This window comes from Adlercreutzia aquisgranensis (assembly GCF_943193145.1).
Lineage (GTDB): Bacteria > Actinomycetota > Coriobacteriia > Coriobacteriales > Eggerthellaceae > Xiamenia > Xiamenia aquisgranensis.
The window spans coordinates 18,173-37,564 of the sequence record NZ_CALPDA010000014.1; the positions used below are offsets into that span (position 1 = coordinate 18,173).

The following is a 19,392-nucleotide window of genomic DNA, read 5'->3' on the forward strand; positions in this document are numbered from 1 at the left end:
GCGGCCGCTCAGGTCATGTTCCCCACGCTCCCCGACAACCACCTGCGCCCAGGCAACCATCGCCCGCTCCGCTGCCAGCTTCGACTGCCAGCCCTCCTCCGCTGCCAGCTTCGACTGCCGTCGCCCGTTCAGTCGTCGGCCGCGGCTGCCGGCGGCCGCCCGTTGCCGACTGCAGCTGCCAGCGCCCGTTCCGCTGCCGGCTTCGGCAACTAGCGCCCGCCCCGTTGCCGGCGTCCGCTTCACCGCAGCGAAAGACGGTTATGGCAATCAGCCCCGTCCCGCTGTCGACTACGCTGGCCGACGCCCGTCACGCCCCGTTGTAACGAACGACGGTTATGGCAATCGAAACCTGCCATAACCGTCCTTCGTTACAGAAAATCGTACATAATCGTCTTCAGTTACAGCGGTTTTTGCCACAAACGTCTTCGGTTACAGGGAAAGCCGACGGAACCTCCGCCCTCGCCTTCGCCCCTCCCCCGCAGCCGCCGGTTGCCCCAGAATTGCGCAAATACGCCTTTCCCTGCGAAATGGCATGCGCGGATGCCCCGTGACACCCCTTCCCTCTTGACAAGGGCCGTGCTTGCACTTAACATGTGAACAAATGAACATATGTTAATTAATGAGAGGAGTGCTATGGACCAGGAAAACGCGGAGAGCGCAACGGCCTGCCCGACCCCGCCAATCGCCGAGGCCGAGGCGATGCCCGACGAGGAGCTGCTCTACGATCTGGCCGACCTGTTCAAGACCTTCGGGGACACCACGCGCATCAAGATCCTGTACGCGCTTATGGGGGCCGACCTTACGGTGTCCGAAATCGCCAGCCTGGTGGGCGCCACCCAAAGCGCCATCTCCCACCAGCTGCGCACGCTGAAGCAGGCGCGCCTAGTGAAGTTCCAGCGCGACGGCAAGAACGTCATCTACTCCCTCTCCGACGACCACGTCTACACCATGCTGGCCCAGGGCATGACCCACATCTGCGAGTAAGCAACGCACGCCGCGCCGTCGCCGCGGCCGCACCCCCGACGAAAGGACGAACCATGATCAAGACCTTCAAACTGCGCGACCTGGACTGCGCCAACTGCGCCGCGAAGATGGAGAACGCCATCAACCAGCTGGACGGCGTGAACAGCGCACGGGTGAGCTTCATGACCCAGAAGCTGACGCTGGACGCCGACGATGCGCGCTTCGACGCCATCCTGGACGCGGCTGCGGCCGTCTGCAGCAAGATCGAGCCGGACTGCGAGATTCTGAGGTAGTGCCGCCATGAACAAGAAGCAGAAACGGATGCGCAACCGCATCATCGTGGCCTTGGCCCTGTTCGCCTGCGCCTGGGCCGTGGAGACCTTCGCCCCGCTGGAAGCATGGACGGGAAGCGAAACGGGCGCGCTTTGGGTGGAGTTCGCCCTGTTCCTCGTCCCCTACCTGGTGGCTGGCTACGATGTGGTGCTCAAAGCCTTCCGAAACATCGGACACGGCCAGGTTTTCGACGAGGACTTCCTCATGACCGTAGCCACCATCGGCGCATTCGCCCTGGTGCTGTTTCCCAGCAGCGAGCCCCATATGGCCGAAGGCGCGGCGGTCATGCTGTTTTTCCAGGTGGGAGAGCTGTTCCAGAGCTACGCCGTGGGCAAGAGCCGTGAATCGATCGCCGAGCTGATGGACATCGCCCCCGATTACGCCAACGTGGAGCGCGACGGGCGCCTGGTACAGGTGGACCCCTACGAGCTGTCCCCCGGCGACGTCATCGTGGTGAAGCCGGGCGAGCGCGTGCCGCTGGACGGCATAGTGACAAGCGGCACGAGCCAGATGGACACCTCCTCGCTCACGGGCGAGTCCGTGCCGCGTACCGTGCGCGACGGCGACGAGGTGATCTCGGGCTGCGTGAACATGACCGGCGTGCTCACCGTCGCTGTCACCAAGCCCTTCGCCCAGTCCACCGTGAGTCGCATCCTGGAGCTGGTGGAGAACGCCTCGGACAAGAAGGCGCGCACCGAAAGCTTCATCACGCGCTTCGCCCGCTACTACACCCCCGCCGTAGTGGGCGTGGCGGCGGCGCTGGCCGTGCTGCCGCCGCTGCTTCTCGGCCAGCCCTGGGAGACCTGGGTGGAGCGCGGGCTGGTATTTTTGGTGGTGTCGTGCCCGTGCGCGCTGGTGATATCGGTGCCCCTGTCGTTCTTCGGCGGCATCGGCGGCGCCTCTCGGGCAGGCGTGCTGGTGAAGGGGAGCAACTACCTGGAGGCCCTGGCCCACGCCAAGGTGGTGGCCTTCGACAAAACCGGCACCCTCACCAGCGGCACCTTCGAGGTGGTGTCCGTGAAGCCCGCAGCGGGCCGCACCGCCGAAGAGCTGCTCGAAACGGCAGCCCTGGCAGAGTCGTTCTCCGACCACCCCATCGCCTTGTCCGTGCGCCGCGCCGCCAGGCAGGAGACGGACGGCAGCCGGGTGCGCGACGCCCAGGAGTTCGGCGGCCACGGAGTGTCGGCGGTGGTGGACGGCGCGGCGGTGCTCATCGGCAACGACAAGCTCATGGCCGAGCACGCGGTCGACTTCGTCGCCGACGACGCAGTGGGGACCGTGCTCTACGTGGCCGTGGACGGCTCCTTCGCCGGCAGCATCGTCATCGCCGACCGAATAAAGCCGCAGTCGGCCCAGGCCATAGCCGACTTGCACAAAGAGGGCATCCGGCGCACCGTCATGCTCACCGGCGACCGCGCCGACGTGGCCCGGGCCATCGCCGAGCGGCTGGGGCTGGACGACGTGCGCTCCCAGCTGCTGCCCCAGCAGAAGGTGGAGCAGGTGGAGATGCTGCTGGCCGAGGTGCACGGCCAGGGACGCGGACGCGACACGCTTGCCTTCGTGGGAGACGGCATCAACGACGCGCCCGTGCTCATGCGCGCCGACGTGGGCGTGGCCATGGGGGCGCTCGGATCCGACGCGGCCATCGAGGCGGCCGACGTGGTGCTCATGGACGACGACCCCGTCTCCATCGCCCGGGCCGTGAACATTGCGAAGAAGACGCTGTCAATCGTATGGCAGAACATCGTCTTCGCCCTGGGAGTCAAGTTCGCCGTGCTGGCGCTGGCGTCTCTTGGCCTAGCCAACATGTGGATGGCCGTCTTCGCCGACGTAGGCGTGGCCGTCATCGCCATCCTGAACGCCATGCGCGCCATGAACGTACCCCGCAAACCCATCGGCTAGATCCGAGCAAGGGCGAAGGTGTACTGAAGTAGTAGGGGGGGGGCGAAGCGGACTGCTTCGCCCCCCCCTACTTTTCGCAACAAGACAAGAGCCGCTGCGAAGGCAAGCGGCCTACACCGCCGAGGGCAGCGTCATCATGACCAGGCCCAGCAGAATGCCCACGATCACCGCGAAGGCAGGCGCCTTGGAACGATAGATGAGGATGGACTCGGGGATGATCTCGCCATAGACCACGTAGAGCATGGCCCCCGAAGCGAAGCCGAGGCTGAGCGTAAGCCCCAAAGGGCCCACCTCCCCCAGCCAGATCCCCAACCACGCGCCCAGCACCGTGGGCGCGCCGCAGGCCGCCGTCAACAGCACCGCGCGGGCACGACCCATGCCGCCGCTGATGAGCGGCACGGAAACCGCCATGCCCTCGGGAATGTTGTGCAGGCCGATGAGCACCGCCATGACCATGCCCGCCCCCAGCACCAGGTTGTCCGACACGGTGAAGCTGGCGCCGATGACCATGCCCTCGGGCACGTTGTGCAGCGCTATGGCGCAGGCCATGACGATGCCGGCCACCACAAGGCTCGCACGGGAGTCGTTGTTGCGACGGTGCTGGGCCAGGTGATCGGCGTGAACCAGCTCGTCGATATCGTCATGGGTCTTGGGGTGCCCCGCCTCGGCCGTATGGGGCACCTCGGAGGCGGTGCGCTTGTCGATGACGTAGTTCAGGCCGTAGACCACTGCCACGCCGACGGCGACCGAGAGGACAGCCAGCCACACCCCTCCCACCGCCTCGCCGGACGCTTCGGCCGCCTCCACCAGCAGATCCAGGCAGACAATGGCCGTCATCACGCCCCCCGCAAACGCCAGCAGCAGGCTGACCGCCTTGTTGGAATCGCTTCTGACCAGCGCCCCCACCGCACCGCCGATGCCGGTACCGCCGGCCCCCGCCAAAAGCGTGACCAGCGTGACGAACCAAAACGGGTCCATAGGTTCCATGTTTCCTCGGCTTTCAAGCAAGACGGCCCTGCGGCGAGCTCGGTTTTCCTCCCCCATTCTATCCCTAGAAGCGGCCGGACGAACGCCCATCGCCGGAGCGATTCCCCTTCTCCATAGGCTATACTGATTGTTTCGCCCGAACGAGGGGCCGCACGCCGTCCCGCGTGGCCGGCCAAGGCAGCCCAAGAACGCCGAACAGGAGGGAAGCATGCCCGTCCCGCCCCAGGAGATACGCCGCCTCTGCTCTCCGCGATCCTTCGAGCGCGGCAGTCTCATCGCGGAAAGCGGCGGCAACATCGCCTCGCGCAAGGTCTCCTACGACGGCCCCGACGCGGTGCTGTCCGCCTTCGTCGCCAGCTCCAGCGGCTGGAGCGACACCTACCGCGCCTCTGTCACCCTCGACGAGCGGGAGGGCGTGGTGGTCGACCACGCGTGCACCTGCCCCGCCTGGCGCGAGTACGCCGGCATGTGCAAGCATTGCGTCGCCCTGGCCCTGGCCTACAACGACGAGCCCGTCTCCTTCGCCGGCTACAAGCCCCCGGCCCTGCGCTGCCAAGCGGAAACAACCCGAGGCCTTAAGGACGTCGTGGAGCTTTTCGGGGCGCGTCAGCGCGCAAAGACCAGCGGCAAGGTCGACCTGCTCGTCGAGCTTCGCTGCCGGTTCGGCAGCTGGTCTGCATCGTTTCGCCTGGAAGGGCCCGGGGGCACCTACGTCATGAAGAGCATCGGCGAGTTCGTGGGCCTCATGCAGCAAGGGTCGTATTTCAGCTACGGGAAGAACCTCGCCTTCGTCCATATTCCCGAAAGCCTCACCCCCCGCGCCCAGCGCATCCACCGTTTCCTGGCCCGCCAGCTGTCCGCCCGCGCCGGCGCCGCCTTCGGCGCCTACGGGGTGCAGCGGGGCGTCAGCGGCTCGGCCGGGCGCAGCCTGGAGCTTTCAACCGACGCCGTGGTCGAGCTGCTGGACGCTTTGGGAAACGGCTCCCTTGCCCTGGAAAGCGAAGGGGTCGGCCTGCCGGCGCGCGGGGAGTACCGTATCTGCGACGGCGACCCCGACCTGCAGCTGGAGTTCTACGAGCGGGATGGCGGGTTCGCGCTGGATTTGCCCGCTTCTCGCCTGTTCCTCTGTTCGGGCGAGAGCCTCTACGCCATCGGTCCGCACGCAATCTGGCGCTGCTCGGGCAAGCTGGCGGCCATCGCGCCGCTGCTGACGGTGCTGCCCGCAGGCGAGACGACGCTGTCACTGGCCCCGCAGGATGCGCCGGCCTTCTGCGCCGCGGTGCTGCCCGCCCTCGAAGAGGCCGCCGTTGTACGCGCTCCCCGGTCCCTGGATGCGCTGCGCCCGGTGCCCTGCCGTCTGCAGTTCTACTTCGACCGCGAGAGCGACCTGGTCACCTGCGACGCTTTCGCCGTCTACGGCGAACGGCGCTTCCTGCTGTGCGGCTACCGCGAAGAGAGCGACTCCTCCGCCGAGACCGTGGCACCGGCGCGCGACGAGGAAGCAGAAGGGCGCGCCCTGGGGTTGCTGCGGAGGTTCTTCGAGCCCGCCAACGCCTGCCTGCCCCTGGCCGACGAGCGGTCGCTGGGGGAGCTTCTGTTCGAGGGGCTGCCCCTCATGCGGCAGCTGGGCGAGGTGTTCACCACGCCCGCGTTCGACCGGCTGATCAAGGACGGCACCCCGCGCTACAGCCTGGGGGTGTCCCTCGTGGGCAACCTGATCCAGCTTTCCGTGCGCTCCGACGACCTGTCCGCAGCGGAGCTGGCGGCGCTTCTGGGCAGCTACCGCAAGCGCCGTCGGTTCCACCGGCTGAAAAGCGGCGCGTTCGTGGATGTGGCGGCGCTGGACCTCTCGCAGCTGGAGCGGCTGAGCGACGATATGGGCATCAGCCAGAAGGCGCTCTCGGCGGGCGTAGTGGAGCTGCCGAGCTATCGGGCCTTCTACCTGGACGACGAAGCCGACCTGGACCGAGACCGGTCGTTTGCCGCTTACGTGGAACGCCTGCGCAAGACGACCGAAGAGCGCTTCGCCCCGCCGCCGTGCACCGCGTCTGCGCTGCGCCCCTACCAGCGAGAGGGCTTCGCGTGGCTGGCGGCGCGCATGGAGGCGGGCTTCGGCGCCGTGCTGGCCGACGAGATGGGGCTCGGCAAGTCCGTCCAGCTGATAAGCCTCATCGCCTACCGCGCGCAGGAACATCCCGGCTGCGGCCCCGCGCTCATCGTGTGCCCGGCCTCGTTGCTGTACAACTGGCTGGCGGAGTTCGAACGCTTCGCGCCGCACCTGGCGGTCACGGTTGCCCACGGCTCGAAGCCGGAACGCTTGGCCGCGCTGCGCAGCCTGCAGGGGCCCAAAGCGCCCGATGTGCTGGTCACCTCCTACGACTCCCTGCGGGCGGATGCCGACGACTACCGGCGAACCGAGTTCGACCTGTGCGCCTTGGACGAGGCCCAGCACATCAAGAACCCGGCCACGCTCGTCGCCCGCAGCTGCAAGCGCCTGAGCGCCCGATGCCGCGTGGCGCTCACCGGCACGCCGTTGGAGAACCGCCTGAGCGACCTGTGGAGCCTCTTCGACTTCCTCATGCCCGGGCTGCTGGGGCCCTACGCCGGCTTCCGCACGCGCTTCGAAGAACCCATCGTGGGCGGCGACGAGCATGCGGCCGAGCGCCTGCGGGCGATCGTCGCCCCCTTCATCTGCCGACGCTGCAAGAAAGACGTGCTGACCGAGCTGCCCGACAAATGGGAGACGGCCGTCTACGTGCCCCTTGAGGCCGAGCAACGCCGGCTCTACGACGCCCACGAGCAGCAGCTGCGCGAGATGCTCACCGTGCAGAAGAACGAAAGCGCCTCCCGCTCGCACCGTCGGGGCACCGCGCCCTTGCGCGCCGACGGCACCCGGCAGCAGCCCTCGCGGGTGGAAGTGCTGGCCGAGCTCACCAGGCTGCGCCAGCTCTGCTGCGACCCGAGCCTTGTCTACGAAGGCTACAAGGGTGGATCGGCGAAGGTGGACGCCATCGTGGAATTGACGGCCTCGGCGGTGGACGGCGGTCAGAAGGTGCTGGTGTTCTCGCAGTTCACCAGCTTCCTCGACATCCTTGCGCACCGCTTCGAGGCCGACGGGCTGCGCTACTTCGCCATTACGGGCAAGACTCCGGCGAAGCGCCGGCTCCAGCTGGTCGACCGCTTCAACGAAGACGACACGCCGCTGTTCCTGGTGTCGCTCAAAGCCGGCGGCACGGGCCTTAACCTCACCGGCGCATCGGTGGTGATCCATGCCGACCCCTGGTGGAACGCAGCCGCCCAGAACCAGGCGACCGACCGGGCGCACCGCATCGGTCAAAACCGGGAGGTAAGCGTGGTCAACGTGATCGCCAAAGGCACCGTAGAGGAGCGCATCGCCAAGCTGCAGCAGGCGAAGTCCCAGCTGACCGACCAGGTAGTGGCCGTAGGAGCCGCCTCGCTGGCCAGCCTTGACGCCGAATCCTGGGCCGACCTCCTGGATGCCGACATCCTGTAGCGCCGCCGGCTACAGCCCTGCGATCACGCCCCGCATGAGCTTGGAGAAATCGTCCAGGCGCGTAGCGGCCACGTCCACGATCTCCTCATCGCTGGGGCTAGCCCCGCCAATGCCGCAGGCCATGTTCGTCACCAGGGACAGCCCCGCGACCCGCATGCCCACGTGGCGCGCGGCGATAACCTCCTCGCACACGCTCATGGCCACGGTGTCGGCCCCCCACGACGCGAAAAGGCGAACCTCGGCGGGGGTCTCGAAGCTGGGGCCTAAAAGACCCAGGTACACCCCCTCGCGCACCGCAATGCCCTCGCGCTCCGCCACGGCGAGGGCAAGCCGGCGGCATCCCGGATCGAAGGCATCCAGCATGCTGAAGAACCGCGGCGCCAGCAAAGCCGGCTCCTGCGCGGCCACCGGGTTTCGCCCGGTGAAGTTCAGCTGGTCGGCCATCAGGCAGAAGTCGCCCACCTGGTACGTCTCGTTCAAAGCGCCGGCAGCGTTGGTGGTGATGAGCGTACCCACGCCCAGCCGGTCCATAAGCCACACGGGGAAGGCCACCTCCTGGGCGGAAGCGCCCTCGTAGCCGTGGATGCGCCCCTGCATGACCAGCACCTCCACGCCTTCCACCGTGCCGCAGACGAAGCGCCCCACATGCCCGTTGGCGGTGGAGCGGCGCATGCCCGGCACCTCGCCGTAGGAGATGAGGACAGCGTCTTGTACCTGTTCGGCGAAAGGGTTGAGGCCCGACCCCAGGATAAGGCCCACCTTCGGGGCGCGGCCTTCCAGCCGCTCGCGCATCACCGCGCAGGCCCCGTCCAGCATAAGTTCCAGCGAGCAGTCCATGGCTCCCCCTCTACTCAAGCGGCTTCCTCGCGACCAGCACGCGGGGGCGGCCTGCTAAGTCCTTCACTGCGCGCACGTCGGAGAATCCGTCTGCGCGCGCAATGGCGGCCGCATCGTCCAGGCAGGTCTCGTGAAGCTCGCAGGCGAAAACGCCTCCCGACTTCAGGAAGGCCAGGGCCTGGGGCGTCAGCCGACGGAACACGTCCAGACCATCGACTCCCCCGTCCAGGGCCAAGGACGGCTCGAACGCGGCCACCTCGGGCGAGAGCGAGGCCATCACAGCCGTGGGGATGTAGGGTGGGTTCGACACCACGGCGTCCAATCGCCCCCGGTAGCGCTCGGGAATGGCCGAAGCAAGATCGCTGCGAATGACCTTCACCACCGCATCCAGCCCCAGGCTGCGCACGTTCTCGCGGGCCAACCCCAGGGCTTCGTCGCTCACATCGGTGGCGATCACGCGCACATCGCCATGCTCTTGGGCCAGCGAACAGGCGATGCACCCGCTGCCGGTGCCGATGTCAGCCACCAGCAGCACGCCATCGGCAGCCGACGCTTGCGCAGCCGGCGAGGCATCGGGCCCCGAGGCAGGCTGATCTTCGTCCGGTTCCGGCTCGTCGGCAACGCGGGTCCCGAACGACTCGAACACAGCCGGCGGCACCTGGGGCTCGTCCTGCTCTTCGGGGAGCATGCCGTCGGATGCGGCGGAACCTGCAGGCGCGAAGGGCTGCAAAGCGGCACCCTGCTGAGCCGCTTCGGCGCGGGCGGCCTCGATGAGCACGTTCCCCTCCCAGGCCTCGATGGTGGAGTCCAGAGCCACCCGTCGCTTGGGGGCGGGAAGCTCGGCGAGCACCTCGCTCACGAGCACTTCGGTCTCGGGCCGGGGAATCAGCACGCCGGGGCGCACCTTCACGGTGATATGGCGGAAGGCCACCTCGCCGGTGATGTACTGCAAAGGCTCGCCGGCGCCTCGGCGAGCGACGGCCTGACGCAGCCACGCGCGTTCGTCCGCGGAAAGCTCCCGCTCGAAATTCATGTAGAGCTGAATGCGAGACAGCCCGCAGCCGTGGGACAGCAGCCACTCCGCCGACTGGCGCGGGTGCTCGTCGCCGTGGCGCTCAAGATAGGATACGGTCCAGTCCAGAGCCGCCTTCACCGTCCAGCGGGCATCGGGGGCCTCCTGGGTGCTGGGCAAGCCCATCCCCTAGACCGCTTCTTCGAGCTTCTGGGCGCGGTCCGCCGCCTGAAGCGCCGTGATGAGCTCGGCAAGCCCCGATCCGCCGTTGCCCAGCAGCACCCCGTTGTAGGTGCCGTTGTAGCCGATGCGATGGTCGGTCACGCGGTCCTGCGGGCCGTTGTAGGTGCGGATCTTCTCGGCGCGGTCTCCCGAGCCAATCTGGGCCAGGCGCTGAGCGCCCTCGGCCGCCTGCTGCTCGGCAAGCATCTTCTCGTACAGGCGCGCGCGCAGCACGGCCATGGCGGCGATCTTGTTCTGCAGCTGGGACTTCTGGTCCTGGGACTGCACCACAAGGCCGCTGGGCAGATGTGTGATGCGCACGGCGGAGTCGGTGGTGTTCACGCACTGGCCGCCCGGGCCTCCGGCGCGGTACACGTCGATGCGCAGGTCGTTCTCATTAATCTCCACCTCAACCTCGTCAGCTTCGGGAAGCACCGCCACGGTGGCCGTTGAGGTGTGGATGCGCCCCTGGCTCTCGGTCTTGGGCACGCGCTGCACGCGATGAACGCCGCTTTCGAACTTCATGACCGAGTACACCTTGTCGCCCTTGACCTTGAACTGGATTTCCTTGTAGCCACCGGCCTCGGAGGGGGACACGTCCATGGTCTCGGTCTTCCAGCCCTGCTCGCTGGCGAAGCGCTCGTACATGCGGTACAGATCGCCGGCGAAGATGGCCGCCTCGTCGCCGCCGGCGGCAGCGCGAATCTCCACGATGATGTCCTTCTCGTCGGCAGGGTCGGCCGGGATCAGCATGAACTTGATGTCGTCCTCCAGCTGGGGCAGCTGGCCCTCTATGCGGGCGATCTCCTCCTGGGCGAACTCCTTCATGTCCGCGTCGGAAAGCATCTCCTTGGCCTCGGCCAGATCGTCCACGGCCTGCACGTACTGGCGAGCCTTCGCCACCAGGGGCCCCTGGTTCGCGTACTCTTTGGCCAGGCGGTTGTACTCCTTCTGGTTGGCCAGCACGGCCGGGTCGCCCATCTTGGCCTGGAGCTCCTCGTAGGCGGCAACAAGCTTGACGAGCTTCTCTCGCATATCGGTATCTTGCATAGCGGGCGCAATCCTTCAAAACGTCATTGACTCGTAAATGGGCATTGTAGCAAAGGACGCAACCGCTGTGAGCCTATGGCGGGCGATTACACAAGCGCATACGCCCGGGCGGCCTCCGAAGGCCCCTATCGCCGTCCAACCTGCTGCCGACCGCCTGTCGGCCCGCCGACCGCCTGTCGCATGCTTTAGCAGCGCATGGCGGCGGGGTTCTGCGCAATTTCCTGCAGAACCCCGCCGCCATGCGCTGCCACATCTGCGGCTTGCAACCTCCCTAAGCCTCCGAAGCGGCCAAATAGGCAGAGACCTGTTCCGCGCATACCGCCCCGTCGCCCGCCGCGGTCACCACCTGGCGCAGCGACTTGGCGCGCACGTCCCCCGCCGCGAACACGCCGGGCACCGACGTCGCACCCGTCTCCCCCGCCACCACGTAGCCCTTCTCGTTCAGCTCCAGCGCGTCGCGCAGGAACTCGCTGTTGGGCTGGGTACCCACGGCCACGAACAGCCCCGCAGCCGACACGGTGAGCATACGGGGCGCACCGTCCTCGCTCGTCTGCTCGATGCGAAGCCCTGCCAGCTTGCCATCCTCGGCCACAAGCCCTTTCACCTGGCTGTTCCAGTAGAACTCCACGTTGGGCAGCTCCTGCAGGCGTTCGTGGTACACCTTGGTGGCCCGCAGCGTGTCGCGCCGGTGCACCAGCAGCACCTTCTCGCAGATACGCGACAGGTAGATGGCGTCGGCCACGGCAGTGTTGCCCCCGCCCACCACGGCCACGGTTTTGCCGCGGAAGAAGTTGCCGTCGCAGGTGGCGCAGTAGGACACGCCTCGCCCGGCCAGCGCGTCCTCCAGGGGCACGTCCAACTTGCGGGCACGGGCGCCGGTGGCCACGATAACGGTGCGGGCCTGGTAGCTGCCGAAGGCGGTGGAGAGCACCTTCGCCGGCTTGGAGAAATCAACCGAAACCACCTCTTCGCCCACGAACCGGGCGCCGAAACGCTCGGCCTGCTGTTTCATGGCGAAAGCCAGCTCGAAGCCGTTGACCCCCTCGGGAAACCCCGGGTAGTTCTCCACGTGCTCGGTCTGGCCCAGCTGCCCTCCGGCCACCATGCGCTCGAACAGCATGCAGCTCAGCCCCGCCCGCGCCGCGTAGAGCGCAGCGGTGAGCCCCGCCGGGCCGGCGCCTATGACGGCCACATCCGCAGCGCTTCCCGCCGCAGCCTTGGCCGATTCGGACTTGGGAATATAGTTCTTCTCTTCCATCGACCCGCCACCTCTCTTCTTCACACCCAACGAACGCGCAAGCGCGCCGAACCGCGAGCCCTAAGGCCCCGTTCAGCGCGCCCGCTACACCGGCTGGCAACAATCCGCAACGGCCGACCTAGCCGAGCATCGCCAACAGGTTCTGTTTCGGCTGCACGCCCACGGCCTGACGTACCGGCTGACCGCCCTGAAACACGACAAGCGTCGGCACGGACATGACGCCGTAACGGCTGGCGATATCGGGGCTCGCGTCGATGTCCACCTTCACCACGCGCGCACGGCCGGCCACTTCGGCAGCCACCTCGTCCACGGTGGGCGCGATCATCTTGCACGGACCGCACCACGTAGCGAAGAAGTCCACGAGCACCGGTTCGGTAGCGTCCAGGACCTTGGATTGGAAGTCGCTCGATGAAACGATCTCTGCCATGGTAATTCCTCCTCGTTGTAACGCCGAAGGCTCCCTCGGGGCGCCTTCGGAGGCCGCGGTTCCGCGGCTCTGCGGCATGTTCGTGCCAGTCTATCCCTTTCCGCACCCGCTCAGAAGAGCGCGTCCCCTTCCGTAGCAATATTGGAAGCGAACCGAAAGGAGAACGTGCCGGTTCAAGGCTGACGAAATGACTTAGACTATGGTAGCAGGAACCTGGAAAGGATTTGGCATGAATCAGGTAACATTTTTAGCCTCCCCGGCCGGTGGCGAATCGGCTTGCGAGCCGCCCGCGTGGCAAGGGCGTGCCGCATCGCCGGTCAACCTGGTGCTCGAGGGGGGCGCCATGCGCGGTCAGTTCACCGCAGGCGTGCTGGATTTCCTCATGGACCAGGGGCTGCTCTGCGAAAACGTCATCGGCACGTCGGCTGGAGCCCTTACCGGCTACTACTACGTGGCCGGCGCCCGCGGGCGAACCTGCCTGCAGAACGTAGTGTTCTGCGACGACTGGCGCTACATGTCGCTTAAGAGCTACGTGCGCACCGGCAACGCCTTCGGGCGCGAGTTCGCCTTCTACGACATCCCCGACCGACTGCTGCCCTTCGACTACGACAGCTTCAACTGCTCCCCCATGAACCTGGTAGCCGTTTCCGCGAACCTGGAAACCGGCGAGGCGGACTACCATCTCATAGCAGACGCCAAGAAGGACATGCCCTACCTGATCGCCTCTTCCTCCATGCCCCTCATCAGCCAGATCGTGGAGGTGGACGGCAAGCTTCTGCTGGACGGCGGGGCCTGCGACAGCGTGCCCATCGTCCATTCCTGGATCATGAACGGCACAGGCCGCAAGAACATCGTGGTGCTCACCCAGGACGCCACCTACGTGAAGCCGGCCAACAAGCTCTTGCCGCTCATCTCGTCCCGCTACCGCGACTACCCCTACTACGTGGAGCGCCTGGCAAACCGCCATATCGACTACAACCGCACCTACCGAGCCATCGACCGCTGGCATGACGAGGGACGCCTGTTCCGCATCCGTCCGCCCAAGCCGGTGCAGGTAGGTTCCATGGAGAAGGACCCGGAGAAACTGCTGGCCCTCTACGAGGAAGGCTACCAGACCGCCGCCAGCAACTGGCCCGCCCTGCTGCAGTACCTGGAAAGCTAGACACCGGCCGCAGCCGGCCTACCCGTTGCGATACCCAAAGGCCTAAACGACGCCTGCAGCCCCTTCCGAAACCCCGCCCTCTTCCTGCTCCCGTCTCGCGTTCCGGGCCGGGAAACATCGCACAACCGGCATCTCGTGCACGGGAAAAGCAAGGCTCTGACCTGGCATTACACTATATAACACCAAGTCAGAGCAGATGGCGCGAGTTGCCGGATATGCATCGCGCAACCGGCATCTCGCGCAGTTTCCGAGCGGCCGACCGTCCGAACCGCCAATGCAAGTCCGAGCGACCCGGAATGCCGCAGCCCCGCAGGCTACAGCGCAGCTGCCCGAATCACTTCCAGCAGCTGCTCCACGGGCCAGCTTCCCAAATCGCCCTCGGAGCGCTCGCGCACGCTCACGGTGCCGCTTTCCACTTCCTTGTCGCCCAGCACCACCATGTAGGGGATCTTCTGCGACTGCGCCTTGGCGATCTTCACGCGCATGGGCTCGTTCTGGTCGTACAGCTCCACGCGCCCGCCGGCGTCCTTGATGAGCTTCACCAGATCGGCCGCCGCGCCGATATGGCGGTCGGCTATAGGCAGCACCGCCACTTGCACCGGCGCCAGCCACAGCGGCAGCGATCCGGCGTAGTGCTCGATGAGGATGCCCAGGAAGCGCTCGATGGAGCCGAAGATGGCCCGGTGAAGCATCCAGGGGGTCTCCTCCGTGTTGTCCTCGGTGCGGTAGGTCAGCCCGAAGCGCATGGGCATGTTGAAGTCGATCTGCACCGTCGAGCACTGCCAGGTGCGCCCGATGGCGTCCTTCACCTTGATGTCGATCTTCGGCCCGTAGAAGGCGCCGTCGCCCTCGTTGATCTCGTAGGGCAGGTTGTGGCGCGCGCATGCCTCCATGAGGGCGTTCGTGGCATGCTCCCACATATCGTCGGTGCCGATGGACTTCTCGGGGCGAGTGGAGATCTCGGCCTCGTACTGGAAGCCGAAGGTGGTCATGATATGGTCCACCAGATCCAGGATGGCCACCACCTCGTCCACCACCTGGTCCTTGGTGCAGAACACGTGGGCGTCGTCCTGGGTGAAGCCGCGGGCGCGCAGAAGCCCGTGCACCACGCCGGACATCTCGTGGCGGTACACCGTGCCGAACTCGAAGTAGCGAAGCGGCAGGTCACGATAGGAATGCAGCTCGTTTTTGTACAGCATCACATGGCCCGGGCAGTTCATGGGCTTCACGCCGTACTCGCTCATGCGCGGCTCGTCGTCGGTTCCCTCGTTGATCTGGAAGAAGTACATGTTGTCATGGTAGAAGCCGTAGTGGCCCGAGGTCTTCCACACGTCGGCATTGTAGATATGCGGGGTGATGACCTCTTCGTAACCGCGGTCGTACAGGTCGCGGCGCAGCCACTCCTGCAGCGTGCGGATGACGCGGGCGCCCTTGGGCAGGTACATGGGAAGGCCCACGCCGGCCATGGGGTCCATCATGTAGATGCCCAGCTCGCGTCCCAGCTTGCGGTGATCGCGCTTCTCGGCCTCGGCCAGGTTGTGCAGATGCTCCTCCAGCTCCTTCTTCGAGAAGAAGGCGGTGCCGTAGATGCGGGTGAGCATCTCGTTGTCGGAATCGCCCTTCCAGTAGGCGCCGGCGGTCTTCATGATCTTGAACGGGCCGATCTTGCCCGCCGAGGGCATATGCGGGCCGCTGCACAGATCCACAAAGTCGCCGTGGCGGCGGATGATTATCTCCTCGTCAGCGGGCAAATCGTCGATATGCTCGGCCTTCAGGCGCTGATCGGCGAAGATGCGCTTTGCTTCGTCGCGGGTGACCACCTCGCGCACGAAGGGCTCGTCGCGCTTCACGATCTCGGCCATCCTCTCCTCGATGGCGGCGAAGTCCTCGGGCGAGATGGACGCTCCCTCGGGCAGAGCGAAGTCGTAGAAGAAGCCGTCGTCGGTCTGGGGACCGAAACCGATCTGAGCGCCGGGATAGAGCTGCTGCACGGCCTCGGCCATCACGTGCGCGGCGGAATGGCGCATGATTCCCAGGGCCTCGGGGCTCTTGGCGGTGAGGATCTCTACCGTAGCCCCCTCGGGCACTACGGTGTCAAGGTCGGCAAACGCCCCGTCCACCTTGCCGCCGAGCGCCGCCTTCGCAAGGCCGGCCCCGATAGCGGCGGCCACATCGGCCACGGTGGCGCCTTCGGCCACCTCTTTGCGCGAGCCGTCCGGAAGATTCACAATCATGATGGTTCCTTTCTTGGCGCCGGGTGCGCACAAAGCACCTGCGCCGGTTGAAATGAAAAGCCGCCGAGCGCAATGCAAGGCGGCTTGGTTCCCAAAGGGTAAGGGTTAGGCTGCGAGACGTGCCTAGCGCTGACGGGAAGCCGCTTGCTGCGGCTGGGCAGTTCGGGCGCTGCGGGACACCGCGCCGCGGGCCGAACCGCGGGCACCCACGGGCGTTGCGCAGTAGGGGCACACCGTCCAGGTGGGGTCGAGCGCATGGTTGCACACGTTGCAGAGGTTCTTCAGGCGCTGATGGCAGTTCGGGCACAGCACGTAGTCCGATTCCACGGGATAGCCGCAGTTGGCGCACTCGCCGTACTTCATGAGTTCGCGCTGCTTGATGGCGATCTCAAGCTCCTGTTCGTCGCGGTCGATCTGCAGCAGGGGCGGACGCAGCAGGCAGTAGGCGATGACGCCGATGAAGGGCACGAGCGCGATGATGATCCACACGTACCACGCGCCGCCGCGCAGGTAGGCGTCGCGCGCCACCCAGATGACGGAGAGCACGTACAGCACCACCACAAGCACGATCACGACGGTGAACGCCATCTGCAGTTCGGGCGTCCAAAGCTGGGACAGAAGCTCGCTCATATCAACCTCTCGAAACGGTCGGTTTCCCCCGCCACCCCTCGCACGGGACAAGCGGATGCACTGTGACTAGCACATATGGTATGGCATTATAGCAAAGAAGGCCGCCGCACCGGCAAATCACCGAAAAGCACGCAAAAGGGCCCATCGTCATGGACGGGCCCCTCATACCTTAAGATTGCGGGGACGCTCCCCCTACCCCAGCTCGGCCAGCTGCGCTTCCACTTTGGCCAGGGCCTCTTCCAATTCAGCCAGCTTCGCAGTGTCTTTCTCCACGATCTCCTGCGCCGCCTTGGCCAGGAAGCCCGGGTTCGACAGCTTCTTGCGGAACTTCTCGGCGTCCTTGGCAAGCTTGGCCTGCTCCTTCCGAAGGCGCGCCCGCTCCGCGTCGAAATCCACCAGGCCCGTCAGCTGCACGTACACCTCAAGGCCCGGCACCAGGGCAACGCTTGCCTGAGCCGGCTTGTCGGCGTCGGGCGCGATGGACAGCGAGGCGGTGTTGGCCATGCCCTCGATAAGCGCGCGCTGAGCCTGCAGCAGCTCGGCGTCATCCGCGCCGGCCTTCACCACCACGGCCAGGGGCTCCTTCGGCGAGATGCCGTAGCGGCTGCGGGTGCTGCGGATGGCCGAGACCACGTCGCATACCATCTGGATGGCCCGCTCCGCCTGGGCGTCGGCGTACTTCGCCAGCGCCTCGGCCTTGGGCCACGCCGCCCCGATGAGCAGCTGGGAGTCGCGCTCGAAGGGCAGCTCCTGGTAGATCTCCTCGGTGACGAAGGGCATGATGGGGTGCAGCAGCCGCAGCGACTGGTCCAGCACGAACATGAGGTTGCGCTGGCAGGCCAGCCTGTCCTCGGGGCTGCCCGAGAGGCGCGCCTTGGAGAACTCGATGTACCAGTCGCAGAACTCGTTCCAGAAGAAGCCGTACAGAAGCCGGGTGACCTCGCCGAACTCAAAGGCGTCGAAGGCCTCGTCAACCGCTTTCACCAGACCCGCCACTCGGCTGAAGATCCAACGGTCGGCCGGGGTGGCGGCCACGGGCTCGCCAGGGGTGTAGCCTTCCAGGTTCATACTCACGAAGCGAGCCGCGTTGCGAATCTTGTTGGCGAAGTTTCTGCTGCTCACCAGCTTGTTCTCGTCGAAACGCAGGTCTTGGGCGCCCGTTACCTGCAAAAGCAGCCCGAAACGCATGCCGTCGGCGCCGTAGTTCTCCATGAGCACCAGCGGGTCCACGCCGTTGCCGCGGCTCTTCGACATGGGCTTGCCGTCGGCGCCCATGACCGTGGGATGGATAATCACGTGCTCGAAGGGAATCTGGCCCGTGCAGTACATGGAGCTCATGACCATGCGGGCCACCCACAGGCCCATGATGTCGCGGGCCGTGGAGAGCACCTGGGTGGGATAGCAGGCGCGAATCTCGGGGGCGTCGTTGCCCTCCTCGGCCCATCCCATGGTGGCATAGGGCCACATCTGGCTGGAGAACCACGTGTCCAGCACATCGTTGTCCTGACGCACGGAGCCCCCGCACGCCGGGCACACCTCCACGTCCTCCACGCTGGCATCCTCCCAGCCGCAGGAATCGCAGTAGTACATGGGGATGCGGTGCCCCCACCATAGCTGGCGAGAGATGCACCAGTCCTTCAGGTTGCCCAGCCAGTCCAGGTACACCTGCTTCCAGCGGGCCGGATGGAACCGTATCGACCCATCCTCCACCACGCGCGCCGCGTCGGCCTTCAGGCCGTCCACGCGCACGAACCACTGCTCCGACTCCCACGGCTCCAGCTTGGTGTGGCAGCGGTAGCACGTCATGACCGAATGGGCGTGCTCCTCCACCTTCTCCAGAAGTCCCAGCTCGTCGAAGGCGGCCACCACGGCCTCGCGGGCCTCGTCGCGGTCCATGCCGCTGAAGCGCCCGAAGCCCTCCACCACGTGGGCGGTCTCGTCGAAGATGTTGATGCGGGGAAGGCCCGCGGCCTCGCCCATGGCCCAGTCGTTGGGGTCGTGGGAGGGGGTCACCTTCACGCAGCCGGTGCCGAACTCGGTATCCACGTGCCAGTCGGCGAAAATGGGGATCTCGCGGTCCACCAGGGGCAGGCGCACGGTCTTGCCCACCAGGTGCGCGAAGCGCTCGTCCTTGGGGTTCACGGCCACGCCGGTGTCGCCCAGCATGGTTTCGGGGCGCGTGGTGGCCACCACTAGGTACTCCAAGCCGTCGACGGGCTCGGTCAGCGGATAGCGCAGATGCCACAGATGCCCCGCCTCGTCAACGTACTCCGCCTCGTCGTCGGCGATGGCCGTGGTGCAGTGCGGACACCAGTTCACGATGCGCTTGCCCCGGTAGACGAGATCGTTGTGGTACCAGTCGGTGAACAGCTGGCGGACGGCGCGCACGTAGGCCGGCTCCAGCGTGAAGTGCTCGTTGGCGTAGTCGCACGAGCATCCCATGCCCGAAATCTGGTTCACGATGGTGGCGCCGTACTCGCGGTACCACTCGTAGCAGGCCTCGACGAAGGCCTCGCGCCCGATGTCCAGACGGCTGATGCCCTGGTCGGCCAGCTTCTTGTCCACCTTGGTCTGGGTGGCGATGCCCGCATGGTCGGTTCCCAGCACCCACCGGGTGGGGCGCCCCTGCATGCGCGCGCGGCGGATGCAGGCGTCCTGGATGGTGTCGTTCAGGGCATGGCCCATGTGCAGCACGCCGGTGATGTTCGGCGGCGGGATGACGATGGTGTAGGGATGGTCCTTCTGCTCGGGCGTGCCGGGCGTGCGCTGGAAGTAGCCCGCCTCCTTCCACGCCTCGAACAACGGCCGCTCGTGGGCCTGGAAATCGTAGTCGATGGAGCTTCCCTGCTCAGCCATAGGTT

Annotated in this window: 14 protein-coding genes; 5 read left to right on the forward strand and 9 right to left on the reverse strand. The window is 66.3% G+C overall.

Going from position 1 to position 19,392, the window contains the following annotated elements:
- Nucleotides 1–633 precede the first annotated feature (633 nt).
- From NFR41_RS09180 to NFR41_RS09190, 3 genes are read left to right on the forward strand one after another with little or no spacing between them, the layout of a single operon-like run.
- On the forward strand, nt 634–984 hold the full coding sequence (locus NFR41_RS09180; protein ID WP_432762704.1) for an ArsR/SmtB family transcription factor: 351 nt from the start codon (nt 634–636) through the stop codon (nt 982–984).
- Between the two features lie 53 nt (nt 985–1,037).
- The gene (locus NFR41_RS09185; protein ID WP_160212233.1) at nt 1,038–1,256 is read left to right on the forward strand and encodes a cation transporter; all 219 of its coding nucleotides are present in this window, start codon (nt 1,038–1,040) and stop codon (nt 1,254–1,256) included.
- A gap of 7 nt (nt 1,257–1,263) precedes the next feature.
- Complete coding sequence (locus NFR41_RS09190; RefSeq protein ID WP_251231610.1) at nt 1,264–3,198, forward strand: heavy metal translocating P-type ATPase; 1,935 nt, start codon at nt 1,264–1,266, stop codon at nt 3,196–3,198.
- A 111-nt stretch (nt 3,199–3,309) separates the two neighbouring features.
- Here NFR41_RS09190 and NFR41_RS09195 read toward each other — a convergent pair whose 3' ends face one another.
- Nucleotides 3,310–4,176 carry a ZIP family metal transporter gene (locus NFR41_RS09195; protein ID WP_251231611.1) on the reverse strand — a complete coding sequence of 289 codons (867 nt, stop codon included), beginning with the start codon at nt 4,174–4,176 and terminating at the stop codon, nt 3,310–3,312.
- A gap of 217 nt (nt 4,177–4,393) precedes the next feature.
- On the opposite strand from NFR41_RS09195, the gene NFR41_RS09200 reads away from it, so the two are divergent.
- A complete protein-coding gene (locus NFR41_RS09200; RefSeq protein ID WP_251231612.1) occupies nt 4,394–7,699 on the forward strand; it encodes a DEAD/DEAH box helicase in 3,306 nt (1,101 codons plus the stop codon).
- 9 nt (nt 7,700–7,708) lie between these two features.
- Here the strand turns inward: NFR41_RS09200 and NFR41_RS09205 are convergent, their stop codons facing one another.
- The 5 genes from NFR41_RS09205 to trxA all read right to left on the reverse strand — a co-directional run bounded on the left by NFR41_RS09205 (nt 7,709) and on the right by trxA (nt 12,505).
- Complete coding sequence (locus NFR41_RS09205; RefSeq protein WP_251231613.1) at nt 7,709–8,554, reverse strand: purine-nucleoside phosphorylase; 846 nt, start codon at nt 8,552–8,554, stop codon at nt 7,709–7,711.
- Nucleotides 8,547–9,734: a N5-glutamine methyltransferase family protein gene (locus NFR41_RS09210; RefSeq protein ID WP_251231614.1), complete on the reverse strand. Its 1,188-nt coding sequence runs from the start codon at nt 9,732–9,734 to the stop codon at nt 8,547–8,549. Before NFR41_RS09210 ends, NFR41_RS09205 begins: the two co-directional genes overlap by 8 nt.
- A gap of 3 nt (nt 9,735–9,737) precedes the next feature.
- Nucleotides 9,738–10,820, reverse strand: coding sequence for a peptide chain release factor 1 (gene prfA, locus NFR41_RS09215; protein ID WP_251231615.1), 1,083 nt, complete (start codon nt 10,818–10,820; stop codon nt 9,738–9,740).
- 271 nt (nt 10,821–11,091) lie between these two features.
- Nucleotides 11,092–12,078, reverse strand: coding sequence for a thioredoxin-disulfide reductase (gene trxB / locus NFR41_RS09220; protein ID WP_251231616.1), 987 nt, complete (start codon nt 12,076–12,078; stop codon nt 11,092–11,094).
- A gap of 118 nt (nt 12,079–12,196) precedes the next feature.
- Nucleotides 12,197–12,505 carry a thioredoxin gene (gene trxA / locus NFR41_RS09225; protein WP_251231617.1) on the reverse strand — a complete coding sequence of 103 codons (309 nt, stop codon included), beginning with the start codon at nt 12,503–12,505 and terminating at the stop codon, nt 12,197–12,199.
- Between the two features lie 229 nt (nt 12,506–12,734).
- Here trxA and NFR41_RS09230 point away from each other — a divergent pair, with 229 nt between their 5' ends.
- Complete coding sequence (locus NFR41_RS09230) at nt 12,735–13,667, forward strand: patatin-like phospholipase family protein (RefSeq protein ID WP_251231618.1); 933 nt, start codon at nt 12,735–12,737, stop codon at nt 13,665–13,667.
- Between the two features lie 314 nt (nt 13,668–13,981).
- Here the strand turns inward: NFR41_RS09230 and thrS are convergent, their stop codons facing one another.
- From thrS to NFR41_RS09245, 3 genes are all read right to left on the reverse strand, one after another.
- Nucleotides 13,982–15,901: a threonine--tRNA ligase gene (gene thrS, locus NFR41_RS09235; protein WP_251231619.1), complete on the reverse strand. Its 1,920-nt coding sequence runs from the start codon at nt 15,899–15,901 to the stop codon at nt 13,982–13,984.
- 123 nt (nt 15,902–16,024) lie between these two features.
- Nucleotides 16,025–16,531 (reverse strand): zinc ribbon domain-containing protein, encoded by a 507-nt coding sequence (locus NFR41_RS09240; RefSeq protein WP_160212758.1) that lies wholly within the window; start codon nt 16,529–16,531, stop codon nt 16,025–16,027.
- Between the two features lie 192 nt (nt 16,532–16,723).
- Entirely contained in the window at nt 16,724–19,387 is a 2,664-nt protein-coding gene (locus NFR41_RS09245) for a valine--tRNA ligase (RefSeq protein ID WP_251231620.1), read from the reverse strand.
- Nucleotides 19,388–19,392 lie beyond the last annotated feature (5 nt).

Excerpts from the sequence above, each read along its gene's own strand:
- NFR41_RS09180 (WP_432762704.1), top strand. The coding sequence starts at position 634 with ATGGACCAGGAAAACGCGGAGAGCGCAACGGCCTGCCCGACCCCGCCA.
- NFR41_RS09185 (WP_160212233.1), top strand. The coding sequence starts at position 1,038 with ATGATCAAGACCTTCAAACTGCGCGACCTGGACTGCGCCAACTGCGCC.
- NFR41_RS09190 (WP_251231610.1), top strand. The coding sequence starts at position 1,264 with ATGAACAAGAAGCAGAAACGGATGCGCAACCGCATCATCGTGGCCTTG.
- NFR41_RS09195 (WP_251231611.1), bottom strand. The coding sequence starts at position 4,176 with ATGGACCCGTTTTGGTTCGTCACGCTGGTCACGCTTTTGGCGGGGGCC.
- NFR41_RS09200 (WP_251231612.1), top strand. The coding sequence starts at position 4,394 with ATGCCCGTCCCGCCCCAGGAGATACGCCGCCTCTGCTCTCCGCGATCC.
- NFR41_RS09210 (WP_251231614.1), bottom strand. The coding sequence starts at position 9,734 with ATGGGCTTGCCCAGCACCCAGGAGGCCCCCGATGCCCGCTGGACGGTG.
- prfA (WP_251231615.1), bottom strand. The coding sequence starts at position 10,820 with ATGCAAGATACCGATATGCGAGAGAAGCTCGTCAAGCTTGTTGCCGCC.
- trxB (WP_251231616.1), bottom strand. The coding sequence starts at position 12,078 with ATGGAAGAGAAGAACTATATTCCCAAGTCCGAATCGGCCAAGGCTGCG.
- trxA (WP_251231617.1), bottom strand. The coding sequence starts at position 12,505 with ATGGCAGAGATCGTTTCATCGAGCGACTTCCAATCCAAGGTCCTGGAC.
- NFR41_RS09230 (WP_251231618.1), top strand. The coding sequence starts at position 12,735 with ATGAATCAGGTAACATTTTTAGCCTCCCCGGCCGGTGGCGAATCGGCT.
- thrS (WP_251231619.1), bottom strand. The coding sequence starts at position 15,901 with ATGATTGTGAATCTTCCGGACGGCTCGCGCAAAGAGGTGGCCGAAGGC.
- NFR41_RS09240 (WP_160212758.1), bottom strand. The coding sequence starts at position 16,531 with ATGAGCGAGCTTCTGTCCCAGCTTTGGACGCCCGAACTGCAGATGGCG.
- NFR41_RS09245 (WP_251231620.1), bottom strand. The coding sequence starts at position 19,387 with ATGGCTGAGCAGGGAAGCTCCATCGACTACGATTTCCAGGCCCACGAG.